Source organism: Streptomyces sp. NPDC031379, assembly GCF_055569615.1.
This window is the reverse complement of record NZ_JBVIIT010000006.1, coordinates 123,086-142,112: the sequence shown is the minus strand read 5'-3', so window position 1 is coordinate 142,112 and position 19,027 is coordinate 123,086. Positions and strand designations below refer to the sequence as shown.

General features: G+C 74.4%; 14 protein-coding genes and 1 pseudogene. 11 read left to right on the top strand and 4 right to left on the bottom strand.

Features of this window, described 5'->3' with window-relative positions; translation table 11 throughout:
* Positions 1 to 6 precede the first annotated feature (6 nt).
* Positions 7 to 663 carry a response regulator gene (locus ACZ5CW_RS10870; RefSeq protein WP_468599974.1) on the top strand — a complete coding sequence of 219 codons (657 nt, stop codon included), beginning with the start codon at positions 7 to 9 and terminating at the stop codon, positions 661 to 663.
* Positions 664 to 1,075: 412 nt separating this feature from the next.
* Entirely contained in the window at positions 1,076 to 2,233 is a 1,158-nt protein-coding gene (locus ACZ5CW_RS10865; RefSeq protein WP_468599973.1) for an ROK family transcriptional regulator, read from the top strand.
* A 290-nt stretch (positions 2,234 to 2,523) separates the two neighbouring features.
* Here ACZ5CW_RS10865 and ACZ5CW_RS10860 read toward each other — a convergent pair whose 3' ends face one another.
* Positions 2,524 to 3,285, bottom strand: coding sequence for a GntR family transcriptional regulator (locus ACZ5CW_RS10860; RefSeq protein ID WP_468599972.1), 762 nt, complete (start codon positions 3,283 to 3,285; stop codon positions 2,524 to 2,526).
* Positions 3,286 to 3,523: 238 nt separating this feature from the next.
* Complete coding sequence (gene sigJ, locus ACZ5CW_RS10855) at positions 3,524 to 4,405, bottom strand: RNA polymerase sigma factor SigJ (RefSeq protein ID WP_468599971.1); 882 nt, start codon at positions 4,403 to 4,405, stop codon at positions 3,524 to 3,526.
* 113 nt (positions 4,406 to 4,518) lie between these two features.
* On the opposite strand from sigJ, the gene ACZ5CW_RS10850 reads away from it, so the two are divergent.
* From ACZ5CW_RS10850 to ACZ5CW_RS10825, 6 genes are all read left to right on the top strand, one after another.
* The gene (locus ACZ5CW_RS10850) at positions 4,519 to 4,659 is read left to right on the top strand and encodes a hypothetical protein (RefSeq protein ID WP_468599970.1); all 141 of its coding nucleotides are present in this window, start codon (positions 4,519 to 4,521) and stop codon (positions 4,657 to 4,659) included.
* A 106-nt stretch (positions 4,660 to 4,765) separates the two neighbouring features.
* Positions 4,766 to 5,596, top strand: coding sequence for an alpha/beta fold hydrolase (locus ACZ5CW_RS10845; protein ID WP_468599969.1), 831 nt, complete (start codon positions 4,766 to 4,768; stop codon positions 5,594 to 5,596).
* A 471-nt stretch (positions 5,597 to 6,067) separates the two neighbouring features.
* Positions 6,068 to 7,654: an alkaline phosphatase D family protein gene (locus ACZ5CW_RS10840; RefSeq protein ID WP_468599968.1), complete on the top strand. Its 1,587-nt coding sequence runs from the start codon at positions 6,068 to 6,070 to the stop codon at positions 7,652 to 7,654.
* 147 nt (positions 7,655 to 7,801) lie between these two features.
* Positions 7,802 to 9,193, top strand: a complete 1,392-nt coding sequence (locus ACZ5CW_RS10835; RefSeq protein WP_468599967.1) for an SWIM zinc finger family protein — start codon at positions 7,802 to 7,804, stop codon at positions 9,191 to 9,193.
* A gap of 63 nt (positions 9,194 to 9,256) precedes the next feature.
* On the top strand, positions 9,257 to 11,938 hold the full coding sequence (locus tag ACZ5CW_RS10830; protein WP_468599966.1) for a DUF7824 domain-containing protein: 2,682 nt from the start codon (positions 9,257 to 9,259) through the stop codon (positions 11,936 to 11,938).
* Positions 11,939 to 12,045: 107 nt separating this feature from the next.
* Positions 12,046 to 13,524 (top strand): GNAT family N-acetyltransferase, encoded by a 1,479-nt coding sequence (locus ACZ5CW_RS10825; RefSeq protein ID WP_468599965.1) that lies wholly within the window; start codon positions 12,046 to 12,048, stop codon positions 13,522 to 13,524.
* A gap of 727 nt (positions 13,525 to 14,251) precedes the next feature.
* On the opposite strand, the gene ACZ5CW_RS10820 is transcribed toward ACZ5CW_RS10825, so the two are convergent.
* A complete protein-coding gene (locus ACZ5CW_RS10820) occupies positions 14,252 to 15,487 on the bottom strand; it encodes a trans-sulfuration enzyme family protein (RefSeq protein ID WP_468599964.1) in 1,236 nt (411 codons plus the stop codon).
* Between the two features lie 60 nt (positions 15,488 to 15,547).
* Here ACZ5CW_RS10820 and ACZ5CW_RS10815 point away from each other — a divergent pair, with 60 nt between their 5' ends.
* Complete coding sequence (locus ACZ5CW_RS10815) at positions 15,548 to 16,033, top strand: Lrp/AsnC family transcriptional regulator (protein WP_468599963.1); 486 nt, start codon at positions 15,548 to 15,550, stop codon at positions 16,031 to 16,033.
* Positions 16,034 to 16,086: 53 nt separating this feature from the next.
* Positions 16,087 to 17,778: a DUF885 domain-containing protein gene (locus ACZ5CW_RS10810; RefSeq protein WP_468599962.1), complete on the top strand. Its 1,692-nt coding sequence runs from the start codon at positions 16,087 to 16,089 to the stop codon at positions 17,776 to 17,778.
* Positions 17,779 to 17,827: 49 nt separating this feature from the next.
* Here ACZ5CW_RS10810 and ACZ5CW_RS10805 read toward each other — a convergent pair.
* Positions 17,828 to 18,106, bottom strand: a pseudogene (locus ACZ5CW_RS10805) (SDR family oxidoreductase); the annotation flags it as partial.
* Positions 18,107 to 18,209: 103 nt separating this feature from the next.
* Here ACZ5CW_RS10805 and ACZ5CW_RS10800 point away from each other — a divergent pair.
* Positions 18,210 to 18,887 carry a hypothetical protein gene (locus tag ACZ5CW_RS10800; protein WP_468600151.1) on the top strand — a complete coding sequence of 226 codons (678 nt, stop codon included), beginning with the start codon at positions 18,210 to 18,212 and terminating at the stop codon, positions 18,885 to 18,887.
* The last annotated feature ends 140 nt before the right edge of the window (positions 18,888 to 19,027 follow it).

Below are 19,027 nucleotides of genomic sequence, written 5' to 3'. Positions count from 1 at the left end.
GGCCGGATGCCGGTCACCGTTCTCCTCGTCGACGACGAACCCCTGGTCCGCGCGGGCCTGCGCGCCGTGCTGGAGGCGCAGCCCGACATCGAGGTGGTGGGCGAGGCGGCCGACGGCGCGGCGGTCATCCCGCTGGTGCGCCGACTGCGCCCGGACGTGGTCGCGATGGACGTCCGCATGCCGCTGATGGACGGGATCGAGGCCACGCGCGCGGTGCTGCGCACCGTAGACGCGCCGCCCAAGATCCTCGTGGTGACGACCTTCGAGGACGACGAGTTCGTGTACGAGGCGCTGCGCGCGGGTGCCGACGGCTTCCTGCTGAAGCGGGCCCGGCCGGCCGAGATCGTGCACGCGGTACGGCTGGTGGCGGAGGGCGAGTCGTTGCTGTTCCCGGCCTCCCTGCGACGCCTCGCCGCCCGGTACGGCGACGGCGACCGCCCGGCACGTGCGGCGCTGGAGCGAGCCCGGCTGACCGAGCGGGAGGCGGAGGTGCTGCGGCTCATGGCGCGGGGGCTGTCGAACGCCGAGATCGCCGAGCGGCTGGTCGTGGGAACCGAGACGGTGAAGTCGCACGTGAGCGGGGTACTGGCCAAGCTCGGCGCGCGCGACCGCACGCAGGCCGTGATCGCGGCGTACGAGTCGGGCTTCGTGGAGCCGCGCTGACGAACGACGACCGGCAGGCCGGCCTGCCGCACGCCACGGCTCCCCGCCGGCACACGCGTCCGGGCCTCCCGCACCACCACGGATCCACGGGCACCCCCAGCTTCGGGTCTGTCGCACCGCGCCCCGCTCCGCGGCGGCGCCCCGGCTCAAGGTCTCCCACCTCACCCCTGCTCCGCGGCGGCGCCCCCGCTCAAGGTCTCCCACACCACTCCAGCCACTCCAGCTCCGCGGCGGCACCCCCGCTCAAGGTCTCCCACCCCGCACTGCTCCCCCTGGCGGACCGCCATTCCGCTCCGTCACACGGCCGCTGGTCCACGGCGGCCCGCGCAGGCCGGCGGAACCCGGCACTCGCCGGGGTGCGCCGGGCCGAGTACGATCCGCCCAACACGCCCGCGAGCTGGAAGGACGGACGGTGGGGCAGCTGACCGGTGGCGATCCCTCGCTGCTCCGAAGGATCAATTCCGCGGTGGTGCTGCACGCGCTGCGTGCCACGGACTGCGCGACGCTCACCGAGGTCACCCGGGTCACCGGACTGTCCCGGCCGACCGTGGAGGGCGTCGTCGAAGGGCTCATCGAAGCCGGGCTCGTCGTGGAGACGGCGGCCGACGAGAGCACCGCGCGCCGTCAGGGGCGGCCCGCCCGCCGGTTCCGGTTCCGGGCCGAGGCGGGGCATCTGCTGGGCCTGGAGATCGGGCCGCACCGGGTCGCCGCGCTCCTGTCCGACCTGGACGGGCGGGTGCTGGGCGCGCAGGCCAAGGAGGTCGACGAGACCGCCCCGGCGGACGAGCGGCTCGACCGGTTGCGCGGCGCGGTCGCCGAACTGCTGCGCCGGGCCGGGGTCGCGCGCGGCTCGCTGCGGGCGGTGGGCGTGGGCACGCCGGGCATCGTGGAGGCCGACGGCACGGTACGGCTGAGCACGGCCCTGCCGCAGTGGACGGGCCTGAAGCTCGGTGACCGGCTCAGCCGCTCCTTCAAGTGCCCGGTGCTGGTGGAGAACGACGCCAACGCGGCGGCCGTCGCCGAGCACTGGAAGGGCGCGGCGGCCGAGACCGACGACGTGGTGTTCGTGCTGGCCGGGCTGAGTCCCGGGGCCGGTTCGCTGATCGGCGGGCGGTTGCACCGCGGTTACGGCGGGGCCGCCGGGGAGATCGGGGCGCTGCATCTGCTGGGCCGGGAGGCGACGCCGGAGACGCTGCTGTCCACCACCGACGAGCCGCTGCATCCGTTGGACGAGCAGGCGGTCGCCGAGGTGTTCACGCTGGCACGCGAGGGTGACCAGCGGGCGCGGGCGGCCGTGGAGCGGTTCCTCCAGCGGCTCGTGCACGATGTGGCCGCGCTGGTGCTGGCGCTCGATCCGGAACTGGTCGTGGTCGGCGGCTGGGCGGCCGGTCTGGACGGCGTCCTGGAACCGCTGCGCCGCGAACTGGCCCGCTACTGCCTGCGGCCGCCCCGGGTGGCGCTGTCCCTGCTGGGCGAGGCGGCCGTGGCCACGGGCGCGCTGCGACTCGCCCTGGACCACGTCGAGAAGCAGTTGTTCGCGGTCGACGGCACGGTGACGGCACGGCACTGACCCGGTTGCGTGGTACTCCCGGGCCGGTGCGGGCGGCTCACGGCCCGGTACGTGCGGCTCACGGCCCGTGCGGGCGGCTCGCGGCCCGGTGCGGGTAGCTCGCGGTGCGGTACGTGCGGCTCTCGGTCCCGGACGTCCCTGCCCCCGGCTCCAGGCACCGCTGAACGCCCGATGCCAGTCATCCCGTGGCACCCGCCGGAACCCCGCCCCCGTCATCGATGAAACGCTGCGCGCCCCGGTGGAGTTCCGGGGCGCGGTGGGTGCGATGCGGGCCTACCCCGCGGACGCGCTCAGGACGCCTGTCGCTCGGGGTCGTGGTGTATCTCCACGCCCGCCGAGTCGCCGAAGGTCAGCCGGCAGGTGTCGGCGCGGTAGGTCGCCACGGAGAGGGCCGCCGTACGGCCCAGGGCGAAGAAGCGGGTGGTGACGACGAGGACGGGCGAGCCGGGAAGGCGGTCCAGTTCCCTGGCGTCGTCCGCGCGCGCGGAACCCAGCTCGACGGCGCGGTCCTGGCCCTCCAGCTCGAGGTGCTGCACCTCGCGCAGCACCGCACGCGCGCGTGCCGCGCCGGACGGTGCGTCGATGGCGGTGAGGTCGGGCACCGAGGCCGCAGGGATGTAGAGCAGCTCGGTGGCGACGCGCTGTCCGTGGGACGTGCGGGAGCGGTGGACGGTGTGGACGGGCTCGTCCGAGCCGGTCTCCAGGGCCGCGGCGACGGCCGCCGGCGGGGCCGCCAGGGCACTGTCGACGGGCTGCCAGGCGTCTCCCGGAGCCCCCGGCCAGGTGTGCTGCTCGGTGCCGACGGCCACGCCCACGCGCGGGGGCGCGACAGTGGTGCCGACGCCGCGCCGGCGCTGCAGCCGGCCCTCCAGCTCCAGCTGTTCGAGGGCCTGGCGGAGCGTGGCCCGGGCCACGCCGAAGCGGGCGGCGAGGTCGCGCTCGTTGGGCAGGATCTCGCCGACCGAGAACTCGGAGTCCAGTGCCTCACTGAGTACGGTCTTGAGATGCCAGTACTTCGGTTCCGGCACCGATTCCAGCTGCGTGGTCCCCACCCTGTCCTCCGCAAGAGCCGTGGTCCGGCGGTTTTTAGCGCCCTTGTTTATTAAAGGTTGTTGCACTTCTCTGCGACCATAGGGCCGCCGTCACCCTTGGTCAAGACCAATCCTCGGTCCCATGGGCCGCGCACGGCCGGTCTGCCGCGGAGCGTTCACGAGGCGTTCGTACGGGACGGTGTCGGTGACATCACGGCAAAGCCCCCGTCGTACGACGGGGGCTCGCGGGAAGGGCGGCTCAGCGCTCGACGAGGTGCCGCAGCTTGTCGGGGTTGCGCACGATGTAGACGGTGCTGACGCGGCCGTCGGCGACGTCCACCTGGAACAGGCTGTCCGGCTTGTCGCCGGACAGCGCCAGCACGGCGGGGCCGCCATTGATCTCCAGGAAACGGAAGGACAGCACCGGGGCGGTGCGCGCGACGCCGACGAGGAAGCGGCCGACCTTGTCGGCGGTGTGCAGGGTCCGCACGGGCGCCTTGGCCTTGCCGCCACTGTCGCCGACCAGGCGGACGTCCGGGGCGAGCAGGGACATCAGCCCCTCGAGATCGCCGCTGCCCGCGGCGGCGAGGAAACGTTCGGTCAGGTCCCGGCGCTGGGCCGGGTCGACCTCGTAGCGCGGCCGCCGCTCGGCCACGTGCCGGCGGGCCCGCCCGGCGAGTTGCCGTACCGCCGCCTCGCCCCGGTCGAGCAGGGTGGCGATCTCGGCGTACGGGTAGCCGAAGGCCTCACGGAGCACGAAGACGGCCCGTTCCAGAGGGGACAGGGACTCCAGGACGACCAGGACGGCGAGGGAGACCGTGTCGGCGAGCACGGCGCGGTCCGCGGTGTCCGGGGCGATGTCGCCGAACTCCGTGAGGTACGGCTCGGGCAGCCAGGGCCCGGGGTACGCCTCGCCGCGCGCCTGTACCTGGCGCAGCCGGTCGATGGCCAGGCGGGTGGTGATGCGCACGAGGTAGGCGCCCGGTTCGCGCACCTCCGTCCGGTCGGCGCCGGACCAGCGCAGCCAGGCGTCCTGGACCACGTCCTCGGCGTCGGCGACCCGACCCAGCATGCGGTAGGCGACCCCCATGAGCAGGGGCCGGTGTTCTTCGAAGACGTCGGTGAAGAGGTCGGCGGTCACCCCTCCATCCCATCCGACTCGCCCGGCGGGTGTCCAGCCGGAATAGGCCTGTCCGGGCCGGCCCGGACAACCATGACCGCGGACCGCCGGCGGCCGGCGGCCTGGAGGGACCGATGCGGTACGCGGAGCGCGTACCGGACCTGGGCGGTATCCGCTCGGCGCGCGCGATGGAGATGTGTCGGCCGCTGTGGCTCACCCTGTTCCGTGAGTTCGGGAACGCCGACTTCGACATCGAGGTGCGGCACGCGGGTTGAGGGCGCTGCGCCGGTGCGGTGCGGGCCCCCTGGGGGCTACCCGTCGGTAGCAATTGCTGACAAGCTGTCTACGGCGTCCGTCAGCACCCAGACGAGGAGCACCCCCATGTCCGCCACCGTCTCCTTCAAGGTCCCCACCGCGCACGGCCCGAAGGACGTGACCGTGTCCTACGCGCGCGCGGGACACGGCGAACCGCTGGTCCTGCTGCACGGCATCGGCCACCACCGGCAGGCCTGGGACCCGGTCGTGGACATCCTCGCCACCGAGCGCGAGGTGATCGCCGTCGATCTCCCGGGCTTCGGCGACTCCCCCGCCCTGCCGGGCGACCTCGCCTACGACCTGCCCACGACCAACTCCGTGCTCGGCACCCTGTTCGAGGCTCTGGACCTGGACCGCCCGCACATCGCCGGCAACTCGCTGGGCGGCCTGCTCGCCCTGGAACTGGGCCGGGAGAAGCGCGTACGGTCCGTCACCGCCCTGTCCCCGGCCGGTTTCTGGTCGGAGGCCGAGCGCCGGTACGCCTTCGCGGTGCTGCTCGCCATGCGGGGCATCGCCCAGCGGCTGCCGTTGCCGCTGGTGGAACGGCTGAGCCGCACCGTGGCCGGCCGCACCGCGCTGACGAGCACCATCTACGCCCGCCCCGCGCGGCGCGCCCCGGAGGCCGTGGTCGCCGAGACCCTCGCTCTCGTGGGGGCGACCGGCTTCGGCGCGACCCTGCGGGCCGGCGCCACCGTCCGGTTCACCGACGACCTGCCGGGCCTGCCGGTCACGGTGGCCTGGGGCACCCGGGACCGGCTCCTCCTCCGGCGCCAGGGCGTCCGCGCCAAGCAGCTCATCCCGCACGCCCGGCTGGTGCGACTGCCCGGCTGCGGCCACTGCCCGATGAACGACGACCCGGCGCTGGTCGCACGGGTCATCCTGGACGGCAGCCGCTGAGCGGCCCGCCCCGCCGAAGCCGTCCGCCCGCCGGCTGCACGGCCGACGTACCAGCCGGAACGGCGCGCCCGCCGAGCCGCATCGCGCAGGAGCCGACCGGGTCCCGGAGTTCGACGCACCCCCGCCGGCCATGCGGAGGAGCCGACGTACCGGCCGGAGCCGCACGCCCGACGGCCGGCTCCGGCAACGGGCCCGGCTGACAAGGCGGTGCGGGGCATGAGGGCGGGCTTCCGTGCGGCACCGGTTCTCCGCCTCTCGTCATTGTGGCGGCACGCGCGCGTGGCGGCGGTTTCGCGCAACGGACAGGCGTCAGGGGGCCATGGTGTGCGCTGACGGGCCGTCGGCCACGCGGCCGGCCGGGCTCCCCCGCTCCCACGGCCGGTTGTTCACCTCGGGTTTCCGTGCGCGCCGCAGCACACCAGTAGGTGTGGCTCTGCACACTGGCCGGATCCCGTCCCTGGAGGCGCAGCCATGTCACACCGTCCGTTCCCCGGCCGCCGCAGCGTGCTGCGCGGCTCCCTCGCCGCGTCGGCGGCCCTGACCCTGCCCGTGGGCCTCGGCGCGGCCCCGGCGTTCGCCCGCTCCGGGCGCCCCCAGGCGGGCTGGGGCGTGCAGACGGGCGACGTGACCGCCGACTCCGGTCTGGTGTGGGTGCGGTCGGACCGGCCGGCCCGGATGATCGTGGAGACCTCGGCCACGGAGTCGTTCCGCGTCCCGCGCAGATGGCACGGCCCGCTGCTGGGCGCCGACACGGACTTCACCGGCACCACCCGCCTGCGCGGTCTGCCCTCGGGCGAGCAGATCCACTACCGCGTGCTCCTCGCCGACCCGGACGACCCGCGCCGCACCGGCGAACCGGTACCGGGGACCTTCCGCACGGTGTCCCGGCACCGCCGTGACGGCGTGCGGTTCCTGTGGTCGGGCGACCTGGCCGGCCAGGGCTGGGGCATCAACCCCGACCGCGGCGGCTACCGCATCTACGACGCGATGGCGAAGCTCGACCCCGACTTCTTCCTGTGCAGCGGCGACAACATCTACGCCGACGGCCCCATCACCGCCACCCAGGCCCTGCCCGACGGGAGCACCTGGCGGAACATCACCACGGAGGAGAAGTCGAAGGTCGCCGAGACCCTCGCCGAGTACCGGGGCAACTTCCGCTACAACCTGCTCGACGAGAACCTGCGCCGGTTCAACGCTCAGGTGCCGTCCGTCGTCCAGTGGGACGACCACGAGGTCCGCAACAACTGGTACCCCGGCGAGGTGATCGCCACCACGGACACCCGCTACACCGAGAAGAGCGTCGACGTCCTCGCCGCGCGGGCCCGGCGGGCGTTCAGTGAGTACTTCCCCATCTCCACGCTGCGGCCGGGCGCGCGGGAGGGCCGCGTCCACCGGGTGCTGCGCCAGGGCCCGCTGCTGGATGTGTTCGTGCTGGACATGCGGACCTACCGCAACGCCAACTCCACCGACGCCCAGACGACCGACCCGCAGGGCATCCTGGGCCGTGAGCAGCTGGAGTGGCTCAAGCGGGAGCTGGCCCGCTCGCGTGCGGTGTGGAAGGTGATCGCCGCCGACATGCCGCTCGGTCTCGTCGTTCCCGACCCGATGGAGAACAAGCCGAACTTCGAGGCGGTGGCCCAGGGAGACCCGGGCGCACCGCTCGGTCGTGAGCTGCAGATCGCGGAGCTGCTGCGGTTCATCAAGCACCGGCGGATCACCGGCACGCTGTGGCTGACGGCGGACGTGCACCACACCTCCGCCCAGCACTACCAGCCGTCGCGGGCCGCGTTCACCGACTTCGAGCCGTTCTGGGAGTTCGTCTCCGGGCCGCTCAACGCCGGTGCGTTCCCGGCGAGCGCGCTGGACGGCACCTTCGGTCCCGAACGGGTGTTCGTGAAGGCGCCGACCGCGTCGAACGTCTCACCGGCGGGCGGCTACCAGTTCTTCGGGGAGGTCGACATCGACGGCGGCAGCGGCGAGCTGACGGTCCGGCTGCGCGAGCAGGACGGCACCGTGCTGTTCACACAGACGCTCCAGCCGGGCCGGGTCGGCCAGTAGGCGCGGGCGGGGCCGCCGGGTCCCGTACCCTTCACACCGTGCCGCGCACCGGCGTCATCCCCCGGAGCGCGGCACGGCAACTCCCCCGCCACCCAGGCGTTTTCGCAGGTCAGGCCGATTGTCAGTGGTCGCCTCTACGGTTTTTCCATGACGCGATCACTGCAGGCCGTGGCCTATCGCCGACCCTCCGCGCTGGAGTCCGCCGCGGACGGGCGCCGGCTCGGGCTGCAAACGTCCCGGGGGGCGACGCCCACGGGTGTCGAGGACCATCCGCGGTTCTTCGCGGGTTTCCTGACCTCGCCTCAGGTGGCCGCCGCCGCGCTGCTCGCGGTGGCCGACGTGGCGGCCGCGCGGTACTACCAGCCGCAGCTGCGCGCCTCGCTCGACCCGGTGGTGACGGGCAACGGCGACCGGCTGCGCTTCGAGTCCTTCTCCGGCTGCGGTGGGGTGTACGCGCGCCTGGACGTGCTCGCCCCGGGCCTGGACGGCGGTGAGGTGGGCCACGGCACCACCAACGTCGACGTCAACAACCCCCTGCGTGAGGCGCTGTCCCGGCTCGGCGGCGGCGATCCACTGCATCTGCGTGTCGGCCCGGAGGAGCTGGCGGTCACCACGCTGGACGGCCCGGTGGTGGAGAAGAAGGTGCCCCTGCCCGACCGGTGGCTGCGCGGCTTCGCCGAGGCCCAGGTGGTCGCGGCCGGCTTCGACCTGCGGGCCGAGTTGCCGGCGGAGGAGGCGGTGCGGTTCCTGCGCGGGCTGCCGGGGCCGGGCGGAGCGCGGCGCGCCCCGAGTGGGCCCCGCTGGGTCGTGCCGGTGGGCCGCGGCCTGCGGCCGACGACCCGTGCGGTGCCGGGCGCGGTCTGTCTGCCGGGCCCGGAGCGGCTGGCCGCCCTCCAGCGGGTGCTGCGGCACGCGACGGCCCTGCGCGTGTACGGGCCCGCGGCCACCGGCACGGTCCCGGCCGCTGCCGCCTGGGAGGTCGTCCTGCCCGGCATGCGGCTCACCCTGACGCTGTCCCCGGACGCCTCGCGCGGCTTCTCCGGCGAGGGCGGCGTCCTGGACGCGCTGACCACCGGGGAGGCCGCCGGGGACGCCGAGTTGATCTCCGTGCTGCTGGCCTGGGAACCCCGCATCGACGTGGCCGACCTCGCCGCGGCGTGCGGGCTCACCCCGCAGCGGGTGCGCGCCGCCCTGGTGCGCCTCGGCACCTCCGGCCAGGTCGGGTACGACACGGCGGAGGCGGCCTACTTCCACCGGGAACTGCCCTACGACGCCGGGCGTGCCGAGCGGCACAACCCGCGGCTGCGGTCCGCGAGAGCCCTGGTGGCAGCGGGGGCGGTGGCCCAGGACGGCACCCTCGCCACGGTGACGGCGGAGGACGGCCATGTGCACCGGGTGCGGGACGAGGCGGGGGTGCTCACCTGCAGCTGCCTGTGGTGGGCGAAGTACCGGGGCGGGCGCGGGCCGTGCAAGCACGCGCTGGCGGTGCGGATGGTGCGGCGGGGCTCTGTGGCCGACGCGGCGGCCATGGCGGGATAACGGCTACGGCGGGACAGCTGCCATGGCGGGACGGGATCTGGCGGGAATCGACGGGGGTGTGCGATGAGTGAACTGATGGAAGCGGTACGGGCGGGACGCACGGCGGAGACGCTGCGGGTGCTGACAGGCCTGACGGACGCCGAACGGCGGACGCATCTTCCGGAGCTGAAGCGGCTGCGCAAGGAGCTGCGGGCCGTCCCTCCGTGGGAGTCCCGGTCCGAGCGGATCCTGCCGGCGCTGCACCTGGCCGGTGCCGCCTGCCACACGGGCGCGGCGGCGGCCGCCGACTGGCTCGCCGCGACCGACCTGCGCTGGAGCCAGGCCCCCACCGAGAGCATCCTGCGGGCGCTGGGGCACCGGGACACCGGCTGGCTGGCGGATGTCGCGCACCGACTGGCACGGCGACCGGTGTCCGCGCGCGTGCCGTATCCGCTCATGGCAGGGCTGGTGCACCGGGCGGGCTGCGAGGCGCCGGTGACGGACGCCTACGTCGTCGGCTGGATCCGGGACATCGGCGGCGGCTGGGGCGAGTCCGGTGTGCTCGACAAGCTGCGAAGCGAGCCGCATCTGGTCCCGCTGGTCGCCGGGCTGTTCACCCTCACGGACGTGCGCGAGGTCCGGTGGCTGCTCGGCGACGGGCCCCGCTCGTGGCAGAGCGCCCTCGCGGACCTGGCCCGGGAGGGCTCACTGGACCGCGCGTTCCTCATCGACGCGTGCGTGGCCCGGTTGCTGCGCGGCGGCGGCCCCACGGACCACCGGGTCTTCCTGCCGCTGCTGACCGGGCTCGGTCCGACCCGGGAGGAGGAGCGGTCGCGGATCACCGACTGGACCGCACTCGCCCGGGACGCGGTCTCTCCCGTCGCCGCCCACGCCCAGGCGGTGCTCACGGCCCTGACTCTGGACGGGGACCTGACCTCGCGGCAGCTTGCCGAGGCCTCCGAGGGACTGCTGTTCCGGGCCGAGAAGAAGCTGGTCCGGGCACAGCTCGTGCTCCTCGGCAAAGTGTTCGCCCGCGATCCGGGCGCCGCGGCGGAGCTGCTGCCGGTGGTGGTCCAGGCGTTCGGGCACGAGGACAGCCAGGTGCAGGAGCGCGCGCTCAAGCTGGTCGAACGGCATGCCGCGCACCTGGACTCCGCGGCGGAACTCGCCCACGCGGCCGAACGGTTGAGCCCGGCGCTGCGCACCCGCGCGGCCGCACTGCTGGGCGTCGCCATGGCACCCCGGGAGGTGTACGAGGAGGTGCTGCCGCCCGTCCCCGAGCCGGTGCGGCTCCGGCCGGCGCCGCGGACGGCGGTGGAACTGGCCGAGGAGGTCGGGGCGCTGCTGGCGTCCGCCGGTGACGACGTCGCCGCGTTCGAGCGGGCCCTGGACGGCTTGGTGCGCCACGCCCACCAGGACGCGGACGCGCTGCGGGAGGCGCTCGCACCGGTCGTCGCGAACCGCTGGTGGGCGGCCGCGCCGCACCCCCGTGGGCCGTACCTCGACGACTACTTCGGCAACACCCGGCACGGCACGCTCGACGCTCGTGAGGGCCTCGACCTGCTTCTCGCGACCCTGCACGACAAGGTGCGCACCGCCACGCTCCTGGACGCCGTGCGGCGCGGGCCCGGCGAGCACGAGTGCACACACAGTGGCCTGAGCCGCGTGTTCGACGCCCGGCTCCGCGAGGTGGCGTACCGGATCCGCACGGAACCGCTGCCCCTGCTGCTCGCCACACCCACCTGGAGCACCGGCCTGCTGGAACCGGAGCACCTGGTGGACCGCCTCGCGGAGTACCGGCGCCTGGACGCCCGGGTCTGCGCCACCGACTTCGCCCAGGCCCTGCTGCGGGTGCGTACGGACGACCGTGCGGCGGCCGAGGAGGCGGCGCGGCGCGCACGGGCGCTCGGCACCCGGGAGGGCGCCCGGCTCGCCCGTCGGCTGACCGCGGCGGCCCCGGAACGGCCGCCGACGCGGAGCCGTACCAAGGGCGTGCGCATTCTCCTCGAGCAGGGCGAGCTGCCCGAGCTGCCCGAGCTGCTGGAGGGTTTCCCGCAGGAGTTCCACCGGCTCGGCCGGCCGGTGTCCGTGTTCAGCGACCGCTGGCGCTGCGGCCACTGGGACCTCGCGATACGCGCGCACTGGCTCGCCGTCCTCCCCGAGCGGCGGGACCTGGTCGCGGTCCGCATACTGCCCGACCTCGCCGCCACGGCCGTGGACGACGGCCGTGGTGCCTCCGTCCTGCCCCTGCTCGCCGAGTCCGGCGGAGAGGCGGGCGAGGCGGTCCATCTGTGCCTGGCGTACGGGCTCGGCGCGCGGCACGCCGAGGACCGGCTGGCCGCCGTGGACGCCCTGCTGGTGCTCGCCGCGCGGGGGCAGCTGGATGCGGCGCTGCTGGGCGCGGACCTGGGCCAGTTGGTGCGGCGTGGTGCGGTCAAGCCGCAGCGGCTGGCCGAGTCGGTGCGGACGGCGGCGGCCACGGGCGCCAACGCGACGATCTGGGGCGTGCTCCGGCACACCCTGCCCGTGCTGCTCGCCGACCTCGCGACCGCCCGGCCGGAGGCGAGCCCCGTGCCGGCCCGGGGGCTCGGGGACCTGCTGGCCGTCGCGGCGGACTGTGCCGAGCGGTCCGGGGCACACGGGGAGCTGCCGCACCTCGCGCACACCGCCGCGCGCAAGGGCGGCTCCCGCCTGGCCACCGAGGCCCGGCGGCTGCGGGCGGCGCTGGACGCGGAGACGGGGGCGAGGGGGGCGGCGGCCGCCTGAACCGTTCACTCTATGGTGGAAAGTGCAACAAATGGTGCGGAGCATGCTTTACCCATCGGTCACAAACCGTTCGTGATCACGCAACACCCTTCCTTCACAGTGGCTGCATGACTCCAGAGATGTCTGATGTGACCCGGACGAAGCACGGGCGGCCCGTGCACCACTGGCGGCGGGACGTCGTCGAGCTGGCCGCGCTCTTCACGGCCGTGGCCGTGGCGGACGCGGTGGCGAACATGATCGGCCACGGGCCCGACGGCCCGGCGCTGCTGGTGATCTCGGCGATCGTGCTGGCGGCGACGGCGGGCTTCCACGTGTGGTGGGCAAGGCGCCACGGACACGCACCGCCGGTCAGCGATACCGGTGCCCGGCCGACCGCCGAGACGCGGCCGGCCGGGCACGCCGCGCAGCCCGCCGGCGACCGGACCGGCACCGAGCACCCCGGTGCCGACACGGACGGCGTGACCGGTGCCGGCGCGCTGTGGCGGATGCGGACGACGGTGAAGGACGAGCCGGGCTCCCTGGCCGCGCTGTGCGCGGCGCTGGCCGGGCACCGGGTCGACATTCTCAGCCTGCAGACGCACCCACTGGCCGACGGCACGGTGGACGAGTTCCTGCTGCGGGCGCCGGGCACGCTGCCGGCGGCCGGGATCACCCGGGCGGTCTCGCTGGCCGGTGGCACGTCCACCTGGATCGAGCGGGCCGACGCGCACGACCTGGTCGACGCCCCCACCCGGGTGCTCGGCCTGGCGGCCCGCACCGCGCTGGACGCCGCCGAACTTCCCTTGGCGTTGCGTCAGCTGCTGGGCCGGTGCACGATCCGTTCGCTGCCCGGGAGGCCGGTCGGCGGGGGCCGCGGTCCCGAGCCCGTGCCGGTCGAGGGCGTGCTCGAGGACACGGTCATGCGGCTGCGGGCGCCGGAGGGCGGGGTGCTCACCGTGGAGCGGCCGTATCTGCCGTTCACGCCGACCGAGTTCGCGCGGGCCCGGGCACTGGTCGACCTGGACAGCCGGCTCGGCCCGCGGATTCCGCGCGGACACGACGTGCTGACGCTGCCGGAGGGCAACGACATCACCGTGCGCCGCGTCGACACCGGCGACCTGGCGGCGGCGAAGGCGATGCACGAGCGGTGCTCGACGCGCACCCTCGGCATGCGCTACCACGGCCCGGTCGGCGACGCGGACCGCTATCTGAACCACCTGCTCAGCCCCCGTTTCGGGCGGACGCTGGCCGTGCAGACCGCCACGGGCCGGATCATCGGCCTCGGCCATCTGCTGTGGGACGGCGACGAGACGGAGGTCGCGCTGCTGGTCGAGGACGACTGGCAGCGGCGCGGCATCGGGGCCGAACTGCTCGGCCGGCTGGTGGCGATGGCGGTGGAGGCCGGCTGCGAGAGCGTGTACGCCGTGACGCAGGCCTCCAACACGGGCATGGTCGCAGCGATGCGCGGGCTCGGACTGCCCCTGGACTACCAGGTCGAGGAGGGCACGCTGGTCATCACGGCCCGCCTGGACGCCGCACCGGTCACCGCTCGCGCGCCGTACGACATCGGCCGGCAGCGCCTCGGCGACCCGGCCCACCGCGACTGACCCGACGGCCCACGAGCAACGGCCCGGCACCTCCTGCCGGGCCGTCCGCACCGGTCCTTCCGCAACCGGTCCTTCCGCAACCGGCCAGGCCTGCATCCCGCCCGACCGCCCACCTCCGGCCGCTCGCTCCGCACCGGGTCATCGGCAACCTGCCAGGACGCCCGCGTCCCGCAGGGCCGTCCGCGACTCGCCGGCTCTTCGCAACACGCCATGCCGTCACCGCCCGCCGGGCCGTCCCGCAACCTGCCACGACAACGCAACCCGCCGAGCCGTCCACACCCCTCCCGAGCGCCCGCCCATCCACACCGGCCGGGCCTCCCACCACGGGTCACCCGCCACCGGGCAGGTCGTCTGCATCCCCTCGACGGCCCGACCATCCGCACTCCGCCGGGCCGTCCGGACCGGGTCCCCCCGCGACCGGCCGAGGCGTCCACACCCCACCCGTCGTCCGCATCGCACATCAGGCGGGGCCGAATCCGCCGCCACGGCTACCGGACACGCGATCGGCCCCAGCGGCCCGGCGGTGTCCGGCCGTGTCCGGCGGTGTCCGGCGGTCTCCGGCGGTGTCCGGCGGTCTCCGGCGACGTCGAGAGTCACTCAGGCCACCGCCGGCCGAGCCCCACCAGCCGTATCCAGGGGTCGAGCCCGGAGGCCAAGCCCGCCAGCCGAGCCCCGGGCGCCGAGCCCACCGGCCGTACCCGGGGGGCCGTACCCGCAGGCCGGGCCGTCAGACCACTGCCTCCTGCAGCGGGACCGGCTTGCGGGCTCGTTCGCCCAGGGCCTGATCCAGGTCGGCCCACAGGTCGTCCACGTCCTCCAGGCCCACGGACAGCCGGAGCAGGCGGTCGCTCACCCCGGCGCCCCGCCGGTCGTCGGCGTCGACGATGCGGTGGCTGATGGACGCGGGGTGCTGGATGAGGGTGTCGACGCTGCCCAGGCTCACCGCCGGGGTGACGAGCCGGACCCGGGAGATGACCTCGTGCGGGTCGCCGTGCACCTCGAAGGCGATCATCGCGCCGCCCAGCCGCGGATAGTGGACGCGGGCCACACGCGGGTCGGCGCCGAGCCGGCGGACCAGTTCGGCGGCGTTCGCGGAGGCCGCCCGGACCCGTACGGGAAGCGTGGACAGGCCGCGCAGGAGCAGGTAGCCGGCCAGCGGATGCAGGACCCCACCGGTGGCGAACCGTATCTGCCGGAGCCGCCCCGCGAACTCCTCGTCGCAGGCGACGACTCCGGCGAGCACATCGCCGTGGCCGCCGAGGTACTTGGTGGCGCTGTGCAGCACCAGCCGGGCGCCCTGCTCGGCCGGGCGTTGCAGCACGGGCGTGGCGAAGGTGTTGTCGGCGAGCAGCGGGACGGAACCGCAGGCGCGCGCGACGGCCCGCAGATCGAGTTCGGCGAGGGTGGGGTTGGCCGGGGACTCGACGATCACCAGGCCGGTGTCCGGGCGCAATGCGTCGGCGATACCGGCCGGGTCGGTCCACGTGACCTCCGAGCCGAGGAGCCCGGCGGTCAGCAGGTGGTCGCTGCAGCCGTACAGGGGCCGCAGGGCGACGACGTGGCGCAGGCCCATGGCGAGGGGGTCCCCCCCGCTCGAGCGGAGCCGGGGCTGGGGGAGGGCGAGGAGGACCGCGCTGAGCGCGGCCATGCCGCTGGCGAAGGCGACCGCGGACTCGGTCCCCTCCAGGCGGGCCAGGGCGGTCTCGAAACGGGCGACGGTCGGGTTGCCGAGGCGGCCGTAGACGGGCGGCCCGACCGGGTCGGCGCCGTCGGTGGCGAAGGCGTCGATGCGGGCGGCCTCGGCGCGGCTGTCGTAGGAGGGGTAGGTGGTGGACAGGTCGATCGGCGGGGCGTGCAGCCCCTGGCGGGCGAGATCGTCTCGGCCGGCGTGCACGGCCTCGGTGGCCAGGGCTCTCGATGCGGTGCGTACGTCGTCGTAGGCACGGGTGCTCGCGGTGTCCATGGACGGAAGGGTGAACATCGAACGGTTCCCGGGAATCGAACAGCGTGCTACGTTCGGCCGATGGCCGAATCTGTCGTACTGGATCCGGTGGACCTCCATCTGCTGCGGCTGCTGCAGAACGACGCCCGGACCACCTACCGCGACCTCGCCGCGCAGGTGGGCGTGGCGCCGTCGACCTGTCTGGACCGGGTGACCCGGCTGCGCCGCTCCGGCGTGATCCTCGGTCACCAGCTGCGGCTCGATCCGGCCAAACTCGGCCGGGGGCTCCAGGCGCTGCTGTCGGTGCAGGTGCGGCCGCACCGGCGGGAACTGGTGGGGCCGTTCGTGGAACGGATCCGGGCGCTGCCGGAGGCACGGACGGTGTTCCATCTGACCGGGCCGGACGACTACCTGGTGCATGTGGCCGTCGCGGACATGGCCGATCTGCAGCGGCTGGTGCTCGACGAGTTCACGTCGCAGCGGGAGGTGGCACGGGTGGAGACCCGGTTGATCTTCCAGCAGTGGGAGTGCGGACCCCTGCTGCCGGCCGGCCACGCCGAGAGCTGAATCCCCCCATACGTGGGTGACGCGGTGATCCTCACCGTACGAGGATGGACCGCATGTCTGAGACCAAGAGCCCGCTGCCCCGTCAGGTCGCCGACGCGTACGTGGACGACCTCATCGCCCTCGACCCGATCACCGGCACCTATCTCGGTGTGCAGGAGAGTTCGAGCAGGCTGCCCGACTACTCGCCCGCGGGCCAGGAGGCTCTCGCGGAGCTGGCCCGTACCACGCTCGCGAAGCTGGACGAGGCGGAGCGCCGGCCCGGCGCGGACAGCGATGCGGAGCGGCGCTGCGGGCGGCTGCTGCGGGAGCGGCTGACCGCCGAACTCGCCGTTCACGAGGCGGACGAGCACCTGCGCGCGGTGGGCAACATGCACACGCCCGGCCACGCGGTGCGGGACGTCTTCACGGTCACCCCGGCGCAGACGGACGAGGACTGGGCGGCGATCGCCGAGCGGCTGCGCGCGGTCCCGGGCGCGCTCGCGGGCTACCGCGAGTCGCTGCGACTCGGCCTGGACCGCAAGCTCTTCGCGGCCCCCCGGCCCACCGCGACCTTCATCGAGCAGCTCACCGAGTGGGCGGACACGGACGGCTCGGGCCGCGGCTGGTACGAGGACTTCGCCGCCACCGGGCCGCAGGCGCTGCGTGCGGAGCTGGACGAGGCGGCCCGTGCGGCGACCGGCGCCCTGGTGGAGCTGCGGGACTGGCTGCGGGACGTGTACGCGCCGGCCGTCGAGGGCGCCCCGAACACGGTGGGCCGTGAGCGGTACGCGCGCTGGTCCCGCTACTTCAACGGCACCGACCTGGACCTGGACGAGGCGTACGCGTACGGCTGGTCGGAGTTCCACCGGATCCTCGGCGAGATGGAGCGGGAGGCGGAGAAGATCCTGCCCGGCGCCGAGACCCCGTGGGTGGCGCTCGCCCACCTGGACGAGCACGGCCGGCACATCGAGGGCGTGGAAGAGGTCCGCGCGTGGCTGCAGGGTCTGATGGACAAGGCCATCGAGGACCTGGACGGCACGCACTTCGAACTCGCCGAGCGGGTGCGGAGGGTGGAGTCGCGCATCGCCCCGCCCGGCGGCGCGGCCGCCCCCTACTACACCGCCCCGTCGGAGGACTTCTCCCGGCCCGGCCGCACCTGGCTGCCGACGATGGGGCAGACCAGGTTCCCGGTCTACGACCTGGTGTCGACGTGGTACCACGAGGGTGTGCCCGGCCATCACCTCCAGCTCGCGCAGTGGGCGCACGTGGCCGAGAACCTCTCCCGGTACCAGGCGACGGTCGGCGGGGTCAGCGCCAACGCGGAGGGCTGGGCGCTGTACGCGGAGCGGCTGATGGACGAGCTGGGCTACCTGACGGATCCGGAGGAGCGGCTCGGCTACCTGGACGCGCAGATGATGCGGGCGGCCCGGGTGATCGTGGACATCGGCATGCACCTGGAGCTGGAGATCCCGGCGGACTCGCCGTTCCACCCCGGTGAGCGGTGGACTCCGGAGCTGGCGCAGGAGTTCTTCGGCGCGCACAGCAGCCGGCCGGCCGACTTCGTGGAGAGCGAGCTGACCCGGTATCTGACGATTCCGGGTCAGGCGATCGGCTACAAGCTCGGTGAGCGGGCGTGGCTGCTCGGCCGGGAGAAGGCGCGCGAGCGGCACGGCGCCGCGTTCGACCTGAAGGCCTGGCACATGGCGGCGCTGTCGCAGGGCTCGCTGGGCCTGGACGACCTGGTGGACGAGCTGTCCGGGCTCTGAGCCTCGCGGCCTCGGCCTCCCGGAGACCTCGCCGAGTCGATAGGTCGACTCAACGCCGGAAGCCGCCCTCGGAGTCGATGACCTCCCCGGTGATCCAGCCCGCCTCGTCGGTGGCCGGCCACGCGATGAGGCGGGCCGGGTCGTCGGGTACGCCCCAGCGGCCGGCGGGGAACCGCGCGGCGACGGCCGCGTGGGCCTCGCCGGTGGCGTAGCCCGTGTCCACCGGGCCGGGGTTGACGGTGTTCACGGTGATGCCGTGTTCGACGAGGGCGGTGGACAGGGAGCGGGTGATCGAGGCCGGTGCGCCCTTCTGCAGGGCGTAGGCGAGCCGGACAACCCTCACTCGGCCGGACGGCCGCCTCCCGGTGGCGCGCGGGGTGGGGAGGCCGCTAGCTGGTGCGGGGGCCGATGCGGAGGGAGGCGGGCCGGTGGTGCGGGAGAAGGGGCCGGGGCAGCAGGCGCTGGAGACGCCGCGGGCCGCGGGACTGGCCGGAGTGGTCTTCGCGCTGCTGCTGGCGGCGGCGATCGTCCTGGTCCGCCTGGGGATCCCCGAGGGGGCCGACGCGGTCACCGCACAGGGGTTCACCGACTCCGGGCGGCGCGACGCGCTGCGGACGGCCCTCGCGCTCGTGCCGTTCGCCGGCATCTTCTTCCTGTGGTTCGTCGGCGCGGTACGCGCGCACGTCGGTGCCGTCGAGGACAAGTTCCTCGCCACCGTCCTCCTCGGCAGCGGACTGGTCTTCACCGCCACGATGTTCGGTGCCGCCGCGGCGGCGAGTGCCGTGCTCGCGGTCGGGCACCCCACCGGCACGGCACCCGGCCCGTCCGCCTGGGACCTCGGCCGCCATTTCGCGTACGCGATGATGACGGGGTACGCCATGCGGATGGCGGCGGTCTTCGTGTGCTCCATGTCGGTGATCGGCCACCGCCTCGGCGTCCTGCCGCGCTGGCTGACGATCCTCGGTTTCCTCACCGCGCTGACGCTGCTCTTCGTCTCGTCGAACGTCCCGTGGGCGGAGCTGGTCTTCCCGGCCTGGTCGCTGGTGCTCAGCATCCACATCCTCGCGGTGAACCGCCGCGCGGAACCCCGTTCCGCGGCGTCGGCGTGACCTGGCGGTGCGGTGGCGCCGTTCACCCGAACGGCTCGCCCGGCGCGCCGGGTCCCCGGCGCCGCTCCCATGCTGGCGTGCGGGACATGACCGCCGTCCGGAGACGACCGCACGCCACGGGTGGTGCGCCCCGGACCTGG